We start from the raw sequence: 14,498 nt of genomic DNA, 5'->3' as shown, positions 1-14,498 counted from the left end.
GCGCTTGTTGTACTGATCGCAGGGCTGCGCGAGTCAGTCGTGCGCCTTCAGGGGAGTGGAACCGTTGGAACCCAGCGCGTGCAGACCGGCGGGTTCCTGAAAATGTTTGGGGTGCGTGCCGGTGGTGAGGCGGTCGACCGCCGCCATGACCAGCGCGGACAAGAGGAAGGCGACGTGAATGATCACCTGCCACATGATGGCGTGCGTGGAATTCTGGTCGGGGCTGATGAAGGTCTTCAGCAGATGGATCGAAGAGATGCTGATCAGCGCCATCGACAATTTGACTTTGAGTACGCCGGCATTCACGTGGTCGAGCCATTCCGGTTCGTCCGGATGACCCTCGACGCCGAGTCGCGACACGAAGGTCTCATACCCGCCGATGATCACCATGATGAGCAGGTTCGAGATCATCACCACGTCGATCAGACCGAGCACGACCAGCATGATGTTGGTTTCGTCGAGCGTCATGGAGGCCGAGACGAGATGCCAGACTTCCTTGAGGAACAGCACGACATAGACGCCCTGGGCCACGATCAGGCCCAGGTAGAGCGGCACTTGCAGCCAGCGGCTCATGAAAATGATGGCGGGCAACGGGCGCATGGGGCGACGCGTGCGGGCTGAGTCGGGGCGCGGAGCGGACATAGGCGGAGTCGGATGAAACGCAGGTGACGGAATACGGCCTCGATGTGCCGAACCGGCGAGCGAGGCGCGCGGAGCGGAGAGACACACGGAAACACAAATGAAGCACGGACGGCGCGGAGCATGACCAACGGCTGGCCGGAAAACTCCGCAACGGGCGCGCTATTGTACAGCGTCGCCCGGCCTGGCTGCCGTACGGCGGGCAGGGTGGCTCGCGCGGAATGCCGCGCCGGAAGCCACTCGCGATGGCCCTCAAGACGCCACGGGCGGCGTCCGTCCAACTTTCAGGCTCGCCAGCGCGATTCCCGTGACGACGCAGGCGAGCGCGATCCCATGCGCGAGCGTCGGCCGTTCGCCGAGAAACGCGATGCCGTAGATCGCCGCGGCCACCGGCAACACCGCGCTGAACACGCCGGCCAGGCTGCCGGGCACGTGGCGGATACCCTTCATCCACAGCCAGAACGAAAAGATGCTGGCCGACAGCCCGTACCACAGCACCAGTGTCCACACACCGAGCGGCACCGCGCGATAGTCGAACTCGAACAGGGTGCCGGCGCCGAGCGGCAGCATCAGCAACAGGCCGAACAGATGGGTGTACGCGCAGATGTCGATCGGCGCGAGGGTCTGCGTGAGGCGGCGCGACAGAATGATGTAGAGCGATTCGCAGCACACCGCGCCGAGAATCATCAGATTGCCGCTCAACGAGGTCTCGCCGCCCGCGTTCCGATCGACGTGCGCCAGATTGATCACAACCACGCCGACGACCGCCAGCGCGATCGACGCGAGCGCCCGGCCATTCGGACGTTCCTTGAGAATCAGCCACGACAGCAGTGCGACGACCGCGGGAATCGTACTCGTGATGACGCCGGCCGCGACCGCGCTGGTGCGCTGCACGCCGTTGAGCATCAGCAGCGTGAAACCGAAGGTGCCGAACAGCCCCTGCAGAAACAGGTTGATCCATTCGCCGCGTTTGACGCGACGCAGTTTGGCCACGCGCAGCAAAGGCCACAGTACCGCCATTGCGATCACGAAGCGCAGCAGCGCGAACAACGGCACGGGAACGAACTCGACGATCGTTTTACCGATGCCGACATTGCTGCCGACCAGCAGCATCGAGGTAATGAGAAGGAGGGCGTAGCGGTTCAAGTCGGGAAATCCGGATAAGTGCACGGCGCGCTGCAGTTTACCGGACGGGCCGTCGAATCGCCCGGCCGCTCGCACCCGGCGACGATCTCTTCAGCGGTGCCGTGTTCCGCTGAAGAGATCGTAGCGCGCCGCGCACGACGGCTCCGCCCGCCCGAAATGAGCGACCACGCGCGTGCGGCCGGCGCGTGCGGGCGCCGTGCCGACGACGAAGCTCAGCGCTTTCAGGCACAGCGTCGAGGCCGGCGGCACGACCACCAGATCCGCGAGACGGCTGCTCGACAGATTCTTCTGCGGGACCGATTCGTCGAAGATCGAGTACAGCTCGCACAGGCCGTCGTGCGGATACGCCGACGCCGTTCGCAGCGCCCAGGCGGCAGCGTTGCGCGGCAGCACGAAGGCGTACTGCGCGCCGAGGTCGGCGAAACGTCGCGCGTGGCCGCGTTGCAGCGCGGCGAGACCGGTCCGCGTGATGTGCGACACGCGGTACGACGTGCCGGTGTAATCCGCCATGAGCGGAAGCGTATCGAGAAAGCCTTGCACGGTTTCGTCGGGGGGCAAGGCATTGCGCAGCGTTTCATTGATGTGTCGATGGCCGCTGTCGATGAACTCGATCATGGCGGGGTGCCGTGTCGTGTTGGCACATCGAATGAGCGTGTCGAGCCGCAGGCGATCGGCGGGCTCAAGCTCGCAGGAAGTATTCATGGTGTTCGGAAAGGGCAAGCGGGGTAGGCGCGGGGGCGGCGTGTCGTGACGCCGCCCCCGGATCCGGCCGCCGGCAAAACACGCGACGGCCGACGGTTTTTCAGCGTGGCGTCAGGCGGTGCCGTTCCCCTGGTTGCCTTGCGCGCCCAGGCCGCCCATCAGCGAACCCATCATGCCGAGCAGCGGCGACGCCAGTTGCATCACGGCGGAAAGGACGGACTTGACCATGTCCATGATGCCGCCCATGCCCATTCCGCCTGCACCGCCGCCTGCACCGCCGCCTGCGCCGCCGCCTTGCAGCGCCTGTGTGTCGACGTTCTGGCCGGGCATGGCAAACGACCGCTGCCTGCCGTCGATCCCGCCGATCCCGCCGACGCCGCCCATATCTCCGCCGTCGTCAGGCGGGAACATGGAGACGGTGTTGAAATTCGCGCTGAACTGCATGCCGTTTTGCTGCGGCATCGAGGTATCGCCAAAATCGTACGGCGTGTTGTTGCCGAAATTGTCGATCGTATTCGCCATAGTGAGAAAAATCCCTGATTAAAAGTTAAACCATTCGGTTGCGGTTTTTGCGTGAGCAATTGCGCGTGGTGATCGATTTTGTCGTGTGTCGATAGGTGAGGGGAATGAGTGGCTCTGTTTGATGGACCTCCTTGCGCATTTTTATGCTAAATGAATGATTATTGCGGCGCGATCGTCTTCATATCGATGGGATATGTCTGCTCCAATATTTGTGTGACACAGATAATTCTGATAAAGCCCGTGAAATTACAGATGGTTTCCTGTGTCATATCAATTTCAAGTGCCCATTTGGAAATCAGTTTGCCCACGGTCAGCGATTCCTGACGTGCGATTTCTTCGATGATTCGCCAATAAATTTCCTCCAGCCGCAAACAGGTTGCAAAACCGTTAATGCGGATCGAACGCAGCTTGGGGCGGGCCAGTCCAGGCGCGAAATTGCAAAACCGCATCATTTCCATACGAAGTCGTATGTAGGAGTCTGACGTGAGCACGTCGAAAGTAAGTAGTCGGTTGCCGAAAAATCACTAAGAAGTTTCGATGAAGGCAATTCGCTTCGAGACGGATTGAGTGGGTCGTTTTTCATGATCGGATTAATCGATTAGCGGGTTGGTCAATCCTCTCTCTCTGTGAACGAAGTAGGTCATACAGGAGTACGACTTGCCGACATTTATATCTTTTTCGTATTTTCTAGATAAGCCGCGATTATTTCGGGATAAGTCGGATTTCCGGGTCTTCGGATCGATATGCGCGCCTAATGCCGGCAATCAGGCGTCGTGGTCGTTCGAATCAAGGCATTGAGCCATTCGCGCAGGCCCTACATGTGTATTACCCGGCATGGGCTGGTCGTCATTAAATTCTCGACAACGCTGTCAATGAACGTAGCCAGGGATTTTTAATGCTTATGATGTGGCGCAATAATTCGATTATCAGGAAGGGTGACGGGCCACCGCTCTGGTTGCCGGTTGCGACCCGCGCCGCGCTGCGTCACCTCGCGGGGCCGTTCGAGGCGGCCTGGGCGCTGTTGCCGCGTGCGTCGCTTGCTTCGCTTGCGTCGATCGCGACGCTTGTCCCGATTACACCGGCGAATGCCGCGACGCCCGCATGGCACGGCACGCCGATTCACTACGCGGTGAACGGCGCGCCGCTGCCCGATGTATTGCGCGATGTGCTCGCCGTCGAGGGCTTGAGCGCCGACATTGGCCGCGATGTGAAAGGGGTGGTCAACGGCCGCTTCGACGACACGCCGGGCAACGTATTCACGCAGTTGACGGAGGCCTACGGGCTGGTCTGGTATTTCGACGGCAAGGCGATGCACGTGGCGAGTGCGGCGGACGTGCGCAGCCGGGTGATCCCGTTCGCGCCCATGACGCGTGAAGCGGTCGCCTCGCTATTGCGCAATCTCGATCTCGACGACGCCCGTCTGCCGATCAAATATTCGGCGACCACGGTGAAGGTGGCCGGTCCTTCGCGCTTTGTCGATGCCGTCACGGAAGCGATCGACCAGGCGCAGCGGCAGACCACGGTCGCGCCGAACCCTGAAGACCCGGTGATCCGCATCTTCCCGCTGCGTTATGCGCAGGCGCAGGACATTCGCTACACAGTCGGCTCGCAAGAACGCGTGATGCCGGGCGTCGCTTCGTTACTGCGTCAGTTGATGGCGGAGAGCTGGCCGGGCAACGCGCCGCGCCCGCGCGCCGACGATGCGCATGCGAGCGCGGATGCCCGTGCCGCCGCGCGGACCGAAGCGCGCAACGCGCGTGGCGGGCCGCCGCCGTTGCCGAGTCTGCTGGGGCTCGGTCTGGCGGGTGTGCCGCCGGGCGGCGGGGGCACGGGCGGCACACTTGCGCCGTTGCCTGAAAGCGACGGCAGCATGGCGTCGTCCGCGTCCCCAGTGCGCCGCAATATCGTGGCCGACGCGCGCACCAATGCTGTGATCGTCAGCGACCTCACGGCGACGATGCCGAACTACGAGCGCGCGATCGCCATGCTCGATCAGCCGCAGGAGCTGGTCGAGATCGACGCGGTGGTGATCGACGTGTCGTCGAACGCGGCGCGCTCGCTCGGCGTCAGTTGGGGCGGCGCGAATGGGCGGATCAACGGCGCTTCGGGGACCGCGGCCGCGCCGCTCTCGTTCGGCGCGGCCGCGCTGATGACGCCGGCGAGCGCCGCGGCCGGATTGAATCTGGCGACGCTGGTGGGTAACTCCGCGCAGTACCTGTTCGCCCAGCTCAACGCCCTCGAAAACACCGGCGAAGCGCGGGTGCAATCGCGTCCGCGCGTGCTCACGCTGAACAACACGGAAGCGGCGCTGACGTCGCGTAGTTCGGTGTACGTGCGGGTCGCGGGCAATCAGGCTGTCGATCTCTACAACATCGACACCGGCCTGACGCTCAAGGTGACGCCCAACATCGAATCGAGCGGCGAGCCGCGCCGCAATATCCGGCTAAACATCCAGATCGACGATGGCGCGTTCAACGCGACCGCGTCGGTGGATGGGATTCCGCAGGTCGACAACCATTCGGTCGTCACGCAGGCGATCGTGCGTGACGGCGAGAGTCTGCTGATCGGCGGCTATCAGTACGAGCGGAGCGAGCGCACGACGTCGAAGGTGCCGGTGCTCGGCGACGTGCCTTACCTCGGCGCACTGTTCCGCGACACGGAGACCAAGCATGAGCGGCTCGAGCGGCTGATCGTGATCACGCCGCGTTTGAAAAGCGTGGCCGGCGACGGTGCGCCGAATGTGACGCTGGCGGGTTCAAGCGCGGCGAGTGTCGCGGACGCGGCGGTCCCGGTTGCCGCTGCGGCTCCCGAAACGGATGGCGTCGCCGCGCTACTGACGATGACGGAGCCCACGCCATCCACGCCATCCACGCCGTCTGTCGACGCTGCTCTGCGCAAGCTCGCGCCGCCGCCGGCTTCCTTGCCTGCCGCGCCGGCCGCCTTACCGCTCGTGCAAAAAATGCCTTGGGAGGCTCGCGATGACCGCTGACGCGCAGATCGTCGTGATGGACGGCGTGCATACCGGCGCGAGCATGGTGATGTCCGCCGGGCAGCCGTTGCGAATCGGCAGCGGTGGCGACGCGGACCTGATCGTGATCGACGACGGCGTCGAACCGCTGCACGCCACCGTCGAGTTGCAACACGACACGCTCTCGCTGGTCGCGCAGCACGACGGCGTCGCCGCGTTCGGGCGGCGCGTGCCGCCCGGACGTCGCGTGCGGATGCAGCGCGGCGCATGGTTTTCGGTGGCCGGCGTGACGTTCCGCTTCGCCGGCCGCGATACGCCGGGCCCGACGCTCGCGCGGGACGCCGAGCGCGCGTATTTGCTGCGTCACGAACCGCTGGGCTACATCGTGAAGCGCTGGTCCGACGCCGCACCGGTCACCAAGGCGACGGCCCTCGGTGTACCCGTCGCGTTCGCGATGCTGGCGTGGCTCGGCTCGTCCGCGCCGTCTGTCGAAAAGCGTCTCACGCGCCACGAAGAAACCTTCCGGCTGGTAACGACGCATGTCGATCCGAAGACCGGTGCGTTGGTCTACGAGGGCTATGTGCAGACCGCGACCGATCTCGCCGCGCTGACCGCGCACGCCTGGTCGCGGCAGCGGGCGCCGGTGATGCATGTATTCGCGCTGGCGCAACTGCAGGAGCAGGTCGGCGAATTTCTGGCGCGCTATTACCGTGGCGCCGAGGTGCGCGCCACCCAACCCGGCGCGTTCAACGCGCTGTTGCCCGACGCGCATGGTTTTTTATCGCCGGAAGCATGGGACTACGCGCGCGTGGCGCGTCTCGCGCGCGCCGACATCGGTGGCTTGCGCGAGCTTGCTTTTCCCGGTCACGCGCAGCCGCGCGAACGGGTGCGTGTGCCGCTCGACGCGCTCGGCCTCAATTTGCTCGCGAGCCGACATGCAGCCTGGCTGACGGACGCGCAGGGCGTGCGCTACTTCGTCGGCGCGCGCTTGCCGATCGGCCATGTCAGTCGCCTCTCGGCGTGCGCTGCGGAAGTCACGCGCGACGACGACGGCTCGATCTACGAATTCGTCGCGGATGCCGCCCATGCCCCCGACAACTGCCGGTAAAAGCACGCTCGGCTCGTTTGGCGATCTGCCGCTCGAAGCACAACTCGCCGAGCGCGGCGGCGCGGGCCGGACCGTGATCGTGGCCCGGTTGACGGCGGAAATCGAGCGCCTGAGCGACGCCGTGACGAACGCGTCGCCGGCGCTCAGAAAAGAACTGATTCTTCTTGTCGAGTGTTTACGCGCCGCTCGGCAGGTGGTGGAACGAAGCGCAAGCTTCGTCGACGCGCGTAGTCAATAGTAAGGAGTATCAATCATGACAATGAATATGGACGCGATCAACCGTGGTATCGCGGGTCCTTTCGCGCCGGGTTTCTCCAGCTCCGCCCTCGCGGGCAATCAAAGCCTCTCTACCGGCGGACTGCTCGGTTTGCTGGAGAGGATCCTCGAAAAGGAGAACAACAAGGTCAACAACACGTTGCAGAACGCGCAGAACGCTGACGGGGCCCAACAACAGCTCGGCGGTCAGATGGCCAACGCGGCGCAAGGCAGCAACCAGGGGAACATCGAAATGCTGGAGGCCCAGCAGGCGGTGGGCGAACTGAGCACCTTTAACTCCACCGCGACGAACATGATGAACAGCGTCAACGATTCGCAGAAGGCGGTGGCACAGAACACCCGATAACGCTTTTTTAACCAGGACGGAGACGCCTTCGCGGCGTCTTCGGTGATCCATGCCGATGCAGGACGACACCTTGGAATTGCTGATCTCGATCGGTCACCTTGCCCGCGTCTACCGTCGTTTCGACGACGCGCGCTATCTGTTCGAGCGGCTCGCGCTGCTGTATCCGCAGCGCGCTTTTCCGTATCTCGGGCTGGGCCTGGTCGAGGTCGATCGCGCGAACTATCGCGGCGCGTCGTTGCTATTCGCGAGGGCGCTCGAGGTCGTGCCGGACAGCGCGCTCGCGTGTGCATGGCTCGGGACGTCCCAGGTGCTCGACGGCCACTATGCACTGGGGGCGCGAACGCTGACGAAGGTGGTCGGCAGCGACGAGCCCAGTGCGAATTCGATGGCGCTGGCGTTTCTGAAGCTGCCGGAATGCGTGCCTTTTGTGAATGCCAATGCGTCCGGCGCGGCACCTCCCGCTCACACCGCGGCGCCCCTTTCAACGATTGAACGACTGACTATTCGAGGCAGGAATTGATGTTGCAACTTCCGATCACAACGCCGCCGGCGCCAGCCGGCGCATCGGTCCCGATGTCGCCCGCGGAGCCCGGCGCCGGTGGCCCCGGTTCGCTGATGGAGCGTCTGCTGGCGCATGCCCAGAACGCGCAGGACACGTCCGTGCAGCAACTGTCGGTGGATCTCAACCAGCTCGCCGCCGGGCGCGTGTCGACGATCGACCTGTTGCGCCTGCAAGCCGACATGGGCGCGTTCACGGTGCGTGTGCAGATGACGGTGCGCATCGCCGACCAGATCGGCAGCGCGATCCAGACGCTGTCGCAGCGAAGCTGATGCGCCGCGCCCTGATCGTGCTGCCGCTTCTGCTGCTCCTCGCCGGCTGCAAAACCTCATTGTTCGAAGGCCTGGACGAGGACCAGGCGAACCATATCGTAGCGGCGCTTAGCCACCACGGGATCACCGGCTACAAAGACCGCAACGCGGACAAGACATGGAACGTTTCGGTCGACGACGACGACGCGGTGATCGCCACGGAACTGGCGAGCGCCTACGCGCTGCCGCGCGGCGGCCACGCGAATCTCGGCGAGTTGTTCAGCCGCCAGGGACTGATTTCGAGTCCCGAGGAGGATCGCGTGCGCTACGTGTACGGGCTCTCGCAGGAGTTGTCCGAGACGCTCGAAAAGATGGACGGCGTGCTGCTCGCGCGCGTGCACATCGTGCTGCCGGAGAAAGACCCGATGGATCCGGCGCAGGACACGTTGCCGTCGGCGTCCGTGATGATGCGTTACCGCAGCGACTACAACCTCGACCTGCTGCGCGACCGGATTCGCGCGATCGTCGCGGGCAGCGTCGAGGGACTGACGGCCGCGCGCGTCTCGTTGACGCTGTTGCCGGTCACGCCGGTGCTGACCTTTCCCGGCAATTGCGGGCAAGGCGCGGATGTCGCCAGCGCGGCGGGCGGCGTGACCACGACGGATTGCGTGCACGACGGCAGCAGCGGCCCGTCGCGCGCCACGGCGGTGCTGGCCGTGCTTGCGCTGCTCGTGGCGTTGACGACCGGCTTCATGTGGCTGTGGCGCTCGGGACGGCGCACGTGGTTCAAACGCAAGCCGCGCGGCGGAGCGGTCGCGGCGCGGGCCGCCGAACTGCCGGGGCGCGTGAGCCAGGGCGTGCAGGAAGCCGGCCGTACCGGCGCGGCTGACGATGACGGCGACAACGGCGGCGCGCAAGACGTCAATGCCGCCCATGCCGCTGACGTCGCCGGCGCTACCGGCGCCCAGTCGCGATCCTCGGGCCGCCTCGGAGACGACGCATGACTCTGCAACCTGTTCGACTCTCCGTTCCGTCATCCGCGGAGCCGACGAGCGGCCGGCATTCCAGCGCCGCAACGCCGACGGGTTCCGTCGCGGCCTCTCGATGCGCCACGGCCTACTGGGCGCATCACAGCTGGCTCGAAGCGCCGCGTCCGGTGCGTAACGAGCGTAGCGCGCGTGCCGCCCACGCCTTTCTGTTCGAGCGCTATCCGCAACTGGCCGACGTGACGCGCGCCGCCGCGTCGTCCGGATTACCCGTCTGGCCGCGGCCGGCCTGCGCGCGATTGTGCCGCGTCGTCGCGGCGCTCGCGTTAGGGCGTTCGTTGCGGCGCGTCGTGGCGGCGCAGTCGCATACGGCATTCGCCGCCAGCGTGGCGCCGCGCCTGCTCGAAGCAATCCAGCGACACCCGCGCGCGCTCGCTCCCGACCTGCATGTCGAGCCGGCCGCGTCGCCGTTCGATCGACACGCCATGACGGCGCTCGGGCTCGCGTTGGTGCAACGGGCCGACGCGGATTTGAGCCACGCGTTCTGGTGGAGTTTGCGGCTGCCGCGCGAGATCGCGCAGTCCGCGCAGCGCTATGGCGTGCGGGGTTTGTCGGCGGCCGATGCCGCTGATCTGCTGGCCGACGCGAAACGTTTGATGGAGGTGCCGCGATGCTGATCTGCCGGATGGGTACATGGCGCATCGAATCGGATGGCCATGTGAGCGCGGATGAACTGGCGTCGCTCGAAGGACTGCGCGCCGTCGAAACGGAGCGCGCGGCCGACGCGGCGCGCGAACGCGGTCGGCTCGGCGAGCAGGTGCGCGCATTGAAACGTCGCGCGTGGCGTCACGGTCACTCGGCCGGCAAGCTGGCGGCGTTGCGCGATTACGCCGGTCGCGACGCCGCGGCCGCGTTCGTCACGCAACGCCTCGAGGAGCGGCTCGCGCAGATCGTGCTGGGGGTGGTGAACGACATCGTCGGTGCGCTGCCGCCCTCGGCCGCGTTGATGCACCAACTGCGCCGCGCGGTGGCGGTGGCGCAATCGCAGCGGCTCGTTTCCATACGCGTGGCGCCGGCGGTGTTCGAGGACACGGCGCGGCTGACCTCGACGCTTCAGCGCGAATACGGCGCGCCGCTTTGCACCGTGCTTGCCGATGCGGGATTGCCCACGCATTCGTGCGTGATCGAGACCGAGGCCGGGGTGATCGATGGCGGTTTGACGGTGCAATTGCGCACGCTCGAGCGAGGTATTCGCGAAGGCGTGGCCGCAGTGTTGCGCAACTATGACCTGAACGACGAGACGGGGCGGACGACGATCGATGCGATCGGGCAGGGCGTACGGGAGACCGTGGCTGTGCTGGCGGCGCCGGTAGCGATACGGCCGACGCCGACGCCGACGCCGACGCCGACGCCGACGCCGACGCCAACGCCAACGCCAACGCCAACGCCAACGCCAACGCCAACGCCGACGCCAACGCCAACGCCGACGCCAACGCCAACGCCAACGCCAACGCCAACGCCAACGCCAACGGCGCCCGAGCCGCTTGCGCGACCCGCACCGGCTCAACAGGCTCACGAGGCTCACCAGCCCCTCGTCGTCCGCCGCGTCTTTAAACGGGAGGCCACATGAGCCTTTGGCCCGACCTGGACACCCTCACGCTGGCCGATGCCGAGCGTCACAACCTCGCGCTGCGGCACTTCGGCTCGCCGCGCATCGTGCGTGCGGGCCGGCACGCCTTCACGCTCGAATTCGAGCCGTGCCGCGCGCGCTATCCGTTGCGGCTGTCGGGCGTGGCGTCGCAAGCGCCGTTCAGCGCCGTCTGCGACGCCGGCGCGCTGCTGCCCGAACTCGCGGCGGAAGTGCCCGGCACGCTCGGCGCCGCCGCGCTGACGCATATCGCCGACGCGTTGAGCGACTGGCTCTGCGCGCTCGAAGGCCTGTTCGGCTTCACGATCGATCTAACCGGCGTCGCGTTCGACGCCGTTCCCGAAGCGGGCGCCTATGGCCTCGCCGTCACGCAGATGGCGAGCGGCCGGACCGCCCATTTCTCGTTTTGCAGTCCCGCGGTCGATGCGTGGCTGCGCCTGCACGTGCCGGCGCAGCCGACCGCCGATGCGCTGCTGCGTCGTCTGTTCGTGCGGCTGCCGATCTGCCTGCCGGGCCCGTCGCTGTCGCTGCCGCGGCTGCGCAAGCTTGCGGTCGGCGACGCGCTGCTGTTCGAGCGTGACGCCTGTTTTCTGCGCGTGCCGTTGCGACTCGGCGCGTGCCGGATTCTTTTGAAATTCACTGAGGAGCACACCTTGATAGACCAGGTTCTGAACGATGAAACCCCCGCCGTCGAAGTGACCAGCGAACTGCTGCCGATCGACTCCCTGACCTTCGCGTTCGACGCCGTGCTCGGCACGCTGTCGCTCTCGGTTGCCGAACTGGCGCATTTACGCCAGGGCTCGATCGTCGCGTTCCGTCTGCCCGCCCGCGAGCGATCCGTGACGCTGTTGTGCCAGGGCATTCCGTTCGCGCGCGGCGAGCTGATCGAGATCGAGGGGGCGCTCGGCGTGCGCGTGACCCGTTTGACCCAGGAGGACCGCCCGGCATGACCGCTCAATTCGACCAGTTACAGACCATCGGCATGTTCTTCATGCTGGGTCTGCTGCCGCTGGCGGTCGTGATGACGACCTCGTTCACGAAGTTCAGCATCGTGCTGACATTGCTGCGCTCGGCGCTCGGTGTCCAGCAGGCGCCGAGCAACATGGCGATTTCGGGTATCGCGCTCGCGGCGACGCTGGTCGTGATGTCGCCGACCCTTGCGAAGATCGAAGCCGCGCTGCCGGGCGCGGACAGCGGCGAGTTCCAGCTGCCGCGTCCCGCCGAGTTGTTCGAGGCGGTGCGCGGTCCGCTCGGCGAGTTCATGTTCGCGCATTCGCGCCCCGACGAACGCAAGTTCCTGGTGGGCGCCGTGAAGCGTATCGATCCGGCGCGCGACGCCCGCGAGACCGATCTCAGCCTGCTGATTCCGGCGTTTCTGATCGGGGAGATTTCGAGCGGTTTCGAGGCGGGTTTTCTGCTCTATATCGCGTTTCTGGTGGTCGATCTGGTGGTCGCCAACGTGCTCACCGCCATGGGCATGGTGATGTTGTCGCCGAGCACGGTGTCGATTCCGTTGAAGCTGTTCATCTTCGTGTCGGTGTCCGGCATCTCGAAGCTGATGCATGCGTTGATCGTCGGCTACGTCAAATGAACGCGCTCCCGTCTCTTGCCACGTTGTCCAGCGACGCGTTGATGCTGGTGTTCTGGTTGTCGCTGCCCGCGCTCGCGGTGGCGACCCTTGTCGGTCTGTTGATCGGGCTGTTGCAGTCGATCACGCAGATTCAGGATCAGAGCCTGCCTTACGGCGCGAAGATCATCTGCGTCGGCGTGGTGCTGATCGTGACCACGCCGTGGGCCAGCCGCGAGCTGGCGCGGTTTTTCGCGCATGTATTCACCTTCATCGCGGCGGGGCGTCTGCATTGACCCCGGACTACATGGGCTATTTCGCGGGTTACGCGTTCTGCACGATCCGACCCGCCGTCGCGCTGTTTCTGATTCCCTTCGGCCAGAGCGGCTCGCTCGGCGTGCGGGTGCGCGTGCCGATGCTGCTCGCGTTGGCGACGCTGCCGCACCAGGTCGGCTGGCCGGCGGAGCCGTGGCCGGCCCTGTGCGTCGAGGCGGCCCTTGGCGCGGTGCTCGGCCTGCTGCTCGGCACGATCTTTCATGCGGCGGCCGTGGCGGGCGCGGTGCTCGATCAGCAAGGCGGCTATGCGAGCGCGGCGATCTACGATCCGCACTTCCAGCAGGAGGCGGCGCTATTCGAAACGCTGTTCTCGCAATTCGCCGCGCTGGCGATGTTCACCGGCCCAGGCCTGCCGCTGCTGTTCGGCTTCTTCACCGATGCCTGGGTGCTGTGGCCACCGGGCCGCTGGCGCATCGATCTGGTGGAGGTGTTCCGGCATGTCGCGCTGCGCGACTCGACGTCTTCGCTGGCCGGCTCGTTTGCCGAAGGGTTGCGGCTCGCGAGTCCGTTGCTCGGTCTCGTGCTGTTGATCGACGTCGCGTTCGGCCTGATGACGCGCCACGCGAAGCGGCTCAATCCGTTCGCCACCGCGCGCACGGTCAAGGCCATGATCCTCTCGTTCGCCGCGATGCTCAGCGTGCCCGCGTTGTTCGGGCAACTGCAGATCGTGTTCACCTATCTGATTCATTTGCGGGTTTCGCCATGAGCGACAAGAGCGAAGCGCCGACGGCCAAACGGCTGCGCCGCGCGCGCGACGACGGCGAGACCGCGAAGAGCGCGCACCTGAGCGTCGCGTTCAGCGGTCTGTGCTGGTGGCTGTATCTGTTCATCGAAGCGCCGCATCTGTACGCGCTCGGCACGCGGCTGATCCTGGCGGTGACGACGCTCGACGCGAGCCTCTCGTTCGACGACCGGTTCGCGCGAACCCTCGCACTGTTGACCGCGTTCCTGCCGCCGGTGCTGAGTGCGCTCGGCGTCGGCGTGCTGGCCGCCGTGGTGCCGGAATTGATCCAGACCCGCGGGCTGATCGCCCTGAAGCGTGTGAAGCCCGATCTCAAGCGGCTGAATCCTCTCAACGGCCTCAAACAGATGTTCAGCCTGCGTCTCGTGTGGGACACGCTGCTCACGCTGTTGCAGTTCACGATCCTGCTGTTGCTGTTCTGGCAGGCGCTGATCGCGTGGTTGCGGCAGCTCGCGCCGATTTATGCGTTCGCGTTGCCGGCGCTGCTCGGCTACACGGCGACGTCGCACTCGCATCTGCTCGCCTGGATGGTCGCGTCGCAGATCGCGCCCGCCGTGGCGGACTATTTCATCCAGCGTTTCTTGTGGCTGCGCAATCTGCGCATGGACAAGAACGAAATCAAACGCGAATACCGCGACGACGAGGGCGATCCCTACGTCAAGAGCCGTCGCCGTGCGCTACACCGGGAGCTTGGTCAATAAC

Annotated in this window: 19 protein-coding genes; 14 read left to right on the top strand and 5 right to left on the bottom strand. The window is 65.5% G+C overall.

Going from position 1 to position 14,498, the window contains the following annotated elements; translation table 11 throughout:
- Positions 1–33: 33 nt before the first annotated feature.
- From B0G83_RS35145 to B0G83_RS35125, 5 genes are all read right to left on the bottom strand, one after another.
- Positions 34–642, bottom strand: a complete 609-nt coding sequence (locus tag B0G83_RS35145; RefSeq protein ID WP_105511901.1) for a TIGR00645 family protein — start codon at positions 640–642, stop codon at positions 34–36.
- A 249-nt stretch (positions 643–891) separates the two neighbouring features.
- Positions 892–1,785 carry a DMT family transporter gene (locus B0G83_RS35140; RefSeq protein ID WP_105511900.1) on the bottom strand — a complete coding sequence of 298 codons (894 nt, stop codon included), beginning with the start codon at positions 1,783–1,785 and terminating at the stop codon, positions 892–894.
- A 90-nt stretch (positions 1,786–1,875) separates the two neighbouring features.
- Complete coding sequence (locus tag B0G83_RS35135) at positions 1,876–2,487, bottom strand: hypothetical protein (RefSeq protein WP_146120348.1); 612 nt, start codon at positions 2,485–2,487, stop codon at positions 1,876–1,878.
- Between the two features lie 111 nt (positions 2,488–2,598).
- Positions 2,599–3,009: a hypothetical protein gene (locus B0G83_RS35130; RefSeq protein WP_105511898.1), complete on the bottom strand. Its 411-nt coding sequence runs from the start codon at positions 3,007–3,009 to the stop codon at positions 2,599–2,601.
- Positions 3,010–3,167: 158 nt separating this feature from the next.
- Entirely contained in the window at positions 3,168–3,467 is a 300-nt protein-coding gene (locus tag B0G83_RS35125; protein WP_105511897.1) for a ribbon-helix-helix domain-containing protein, read from the bottom strand.
- Between the two features lie 437 nt (positions 3,468–3,904).
- Here B0G83_RS35125 and sctC point away from each other — a divergent pair, with 437 nt between their 5' ends.
- Genes sctC through B0G83_RS35055 form a run of 14 tightly spaced genes read left to right on the top strand, consistent with a single transcriptional unit; the run spans position 3,905 to position 14,497 of the window.
- Positions 3,905–5,998, top strand: a complete 2,094-nt coding sequence (sctC, locus tag B0G83_RS35120; protein WP_105511896.1) for a type III secretion system outer membrane ring subunit SctC — start codon at positions 3,905–3,907, stop codon at positions 5,996–5,998.
- Positions 5,988–7,085, top strand: a complete 1,098-nt coding sequence (locus B0G83_RS35115) for a hypothetical protein (RefSeq protein ID WP_105511895.1) — start codon at positions 5,988–5,990, stop codon at positions 7,083–7,085. Before sctC ends, B0G83_RS35115 begins: the two co-directional genes overlap by 11 nt.
- Positions 7,063–7,323: a hypothetical protein gene (locus B0G83_RS35110; RefSeq protein ID WP_105511894.1), complete on the top strand. Its 261-nt coding sequence runs from the start codon at positions 7,063–7,065 to the stop codon at positions 7,321–7,323. Before B0G83_RS35115 ends, B0G83_RS35110 begins: the two co-directional genes overlap by 23 nt.
- A 15-nt stretch (positions 7,324–7,338) precedes the next feature.
- Positions 7,339–7,707, top strand: a complete 369-nt coding sequence (locus B0G83_RS35105) for a hypothetical protein (RefSeq protein ID WP_146120347.1) — start codon at positions 7,339–7,341, stop codon at positions 7,705–7,707.
- A 49-nt stretch (positions 7,708–7,756) separates the two neighbouring features.
- The gene (locus tag B0G83_RS35100) at positions 7,757–8,227 is read left to right on the top strand and encodes a hypothetical protein (protein ID WP_258168463.1); all 471 of its coding nucleotides are present in this window, start codon (positions 7,757–7,759) and stop codon (positions 8,225–8,227) included.
- Positions 8,227–8,538, top strand: a complete 312-nt coding sequence (locus tag B0G83_RS35095; protein ID WP_105511892.1) for an acyl carrier protein — start codon at positions 8,227–8,229, stop codon at positions 8,536–8,538. Before B0G83_RS35100 ends, B0G83_RS35095 begins: the two co-directional genes overlap by 1 nt.
- A complete protein-coding gene (gene sctJ / locus B0G83_RS35090) occupies positions 8,538–9,521 on the top strand; it encodes a type III secretion system inner membrane ring lipoprotein SctJ (protein ID WP_258168461.1) in 984 nt (327 codons plus the stop codon). The genes B0G83_RS35095 and sctJ overlap by 1 nt, the downstream gene beginning before the upstream one ends.
- Complete coding sequence (locus tag B0G83_RS35085; protein WP_181157165.1) at positions 9,518–10,180, top strand: hypothetical protein; 663 nt, start codon at positions 9,518–9,520, stop codon at positions 10,178–10,180. Before sctJ ends, B0G83_RS35085 begins: the two co-directional genes overlap by 4 nt.
- Positions 10,174–11,133 carry a FliH/SctL family protein gene (locus tag B0G83_RS35080; RefSeq protein ID WP_105511891.1) on the top strand — a complete coding sequence of 320 codons (960 nt, stop codon included), beginning with the start codon at positions 10,174–10,176 and terminating at the stop codon, positions 11,131–11,133. Before B0G83_RS35085 ends, B0G83_RS35080 begins: the two co-directional genes overlap by 7 nt.
- Positions 11,130–12,101 carry a FliM/FliN family flagellar motor switch protein gene (locus B0G83_RS35075; protein ID WP_105511890.1) on the top strand — a complete coding sequence of 324 codons (972 nt, stop codon included), beginning with the start codon at positions 11,130–11,132 and terminating at the stop codon, positions 12,099–12,101. Before B0G83_RS35080 ends, B0G83_RS35075 begins: the two co-directional genes overlap by 4 nt.
- Complete coding sequence (locus B0G83_RS35070) at positions 12,098–12,742, top strand: EscR/YscR/HrcR family type III secretion system export apparatus protein (protein WP_105511889.1); 645 nt, start codon at positions 12,098–12,100, stop codon at positions 12,740–12,742. Before B0G83_RS35075 ends, B0G83_RS35070 begins: the two co-directional genes overlap by 4 nt.
- Positions 12,739–13,014 carry a type III secretion system export apparatus subunit SctS gene (gene sctS / locus B0G83_RS35065; protein WP_105511888.1) on the top strand — a complete coding sequence of 92 codons (276 nt, stop codon included), beginning with the start codon at positions 12,739–12,741 and terminating at the stop codon, positions 13,012–13,014. The genes B0G83_RS35070 and sctS overlap by 4 nt, the downstream gene beginning before the upstream one ends.
- Positions 13,011–13,760 (top strand): EscT/YscT/HrcT family type III secretion system export apparatus protein, encoded by a 750-nt coding sequence (locus B0G83_RS35060; RefSeq protein WP_258168460.1) that lies wholly within the window; start codon positions 13,011–13,013, stop codon positions 13,758–13,760. The genes sctS and B0G83_RS35060 overlap by 4 nt, the downstream gene beginning before the upstream one ends.
- Positions 13,757–14,497, top strand: a complete 741-nt coding sequence (locus B0G83_RS35055; protein WP_105511886.1) for an EscU/YscU/HrcU family type III secretion system export apparatus switch protein — start codon at positions 13,757–13,759, stop codon at positions 14,495–14,497. The genes B0G83_RS35060 and B0G83_RS35055 overlap by 4 nt, the downstream gene beginning before the upstream one ends.
- Position 14,498: the final 1 nt, after the last annotated feature.

The sequence above is a fragment of the Paraburkholderia sp. BL21I4N1 genome (assembly GCF_002973525.1).
In the GTDB taxonomy this organism is placed as follows: domain Bacteria; phylum Pseudomonadota; class Gammaproteobacteria; order Burkholderiales; family Burkholderiaceae; genus Paraburkholderia.
Note: the sequence above shows the minus strand (reverse complement) of the source record. Positions and strands in the feature narration are given on the sequence as shown.

Bases quoted from the DNA above. Each gene is read 5' to 3' on its own strand.
- B0G83_RS35125 (WP_105511897.1), bottom strand. From the start codon at position 3,467: ATGGAAATGATGCGGTTTTGCAATTTCGCGCCTGGACTGGCCCGCCCC.
- B0G83_RS35070 (WP_105511889.1), top strand. From the start codon at position 12,098: ATGACCGCTCAATTCGACCAGTTACAGACCATCGGCATGTTCTTCATG.
- B0G83_RS35075 (WP_105511890.1), top strand. From the start codon at position 11,130: ATGAGCCTTTGGCCCGACCTGGACACCCTCACGCTGGCCGATGCCGAG.
- B0G83_RS35145 (WP_105511901.1), bottom strand. From the start codon at position 642: ATGTCCGCTCCGCGCCCCGACTCAGCCCGCACGCGTCGCCCCATGCGC.
- B0G83_RS35100 (WP_258168463.1), top strand. From the start codon at position 7,757: ATGCCGATGCAGGACGACACCTTGGAATTGCTGATCTCGATCGGTCAC.
- sctS (WP_105511888.1), top strand. From the start codon at position 12,739: ATGAACGCGCTCCCGTCTCTTGCCACGTTGTCCAGCGACGCGTTGATG.
- B0G83_RS35130 (WP_105511898.1), bottom strand. From the start codon at position 3,009: ATGGCGAATACGATCGACAATTTCGGCAACAACACGCCGTACGATTTT.
- B0G83_RS35095 (WP_105511892.1), top strand. From the start codon at position 8,227: ATGTTGCAACTTCCGATCACAACGCCGCCGGCGCCAGCCGGCGCATCG.
- B0G83_RS35105 (WP_146120347.1), top strand. From the start codon at position 7,339: ATGACAATGAATATGGACGCGATCAACCGTGGTATCGCGGGTCCTTTC.
- B0G83_RS35055 (WP_105511886.1), top strand. From the start codon at position 13,757: ATGAGCGACAAGAGCGAAGCGCCGACGGCCAAACGGCTGCGCCGCGCG.
- B0G83_RS35135 (WP_146120348.1), bottom strand. From the start codon at position 2,487: ATGAATACTTCCTGCGAGCTTGAGCCCGCCGATCGCCTGCGGCTCGAC.
- sctJ (WP_258168461.1), top strand. From the start codon at position 8,538: ATGCGCCGCGCCCTGATCGTGCTGCCGCTTCTGCTGCTCCTCGCCGGC.
- sctC (WP_105511896.1), top strand. From the start codon at position 3,905: ATGCTTATGATGTGGCGCAATAATTCGATTATCAGGAAGGGTGACGGG.
- B0G83_RS35110 (WP_105511894.1), top strand. From the start codon at position 7,063: ATGCCCCCGACAACTGCCGGTAAAAGCACGCTCGGCTCGTTTGGCGAT.
- B0G83_RS35115 (WP_105511895.1), top strand. From the start codon at position 5,988: ATGACCGCTGACGCGCAGATCGTCGTGATGGACGGCGTGCATACCGGC.
- B0G83_RS35085 (WP_181157165.1), top strand. From the start codon at position 9,518: ATGACTCTGCAACCTGTTCGACTCTCCGTTCCGTCATCCGCGGAGCCG.
- B0G83_RS35080 (WP_105511891.1), top strand. From the start codon at position 10,174: ATGCTGATCTGCCGGATGGGTACATGGCGCATCGAATCGGATGGCCAT.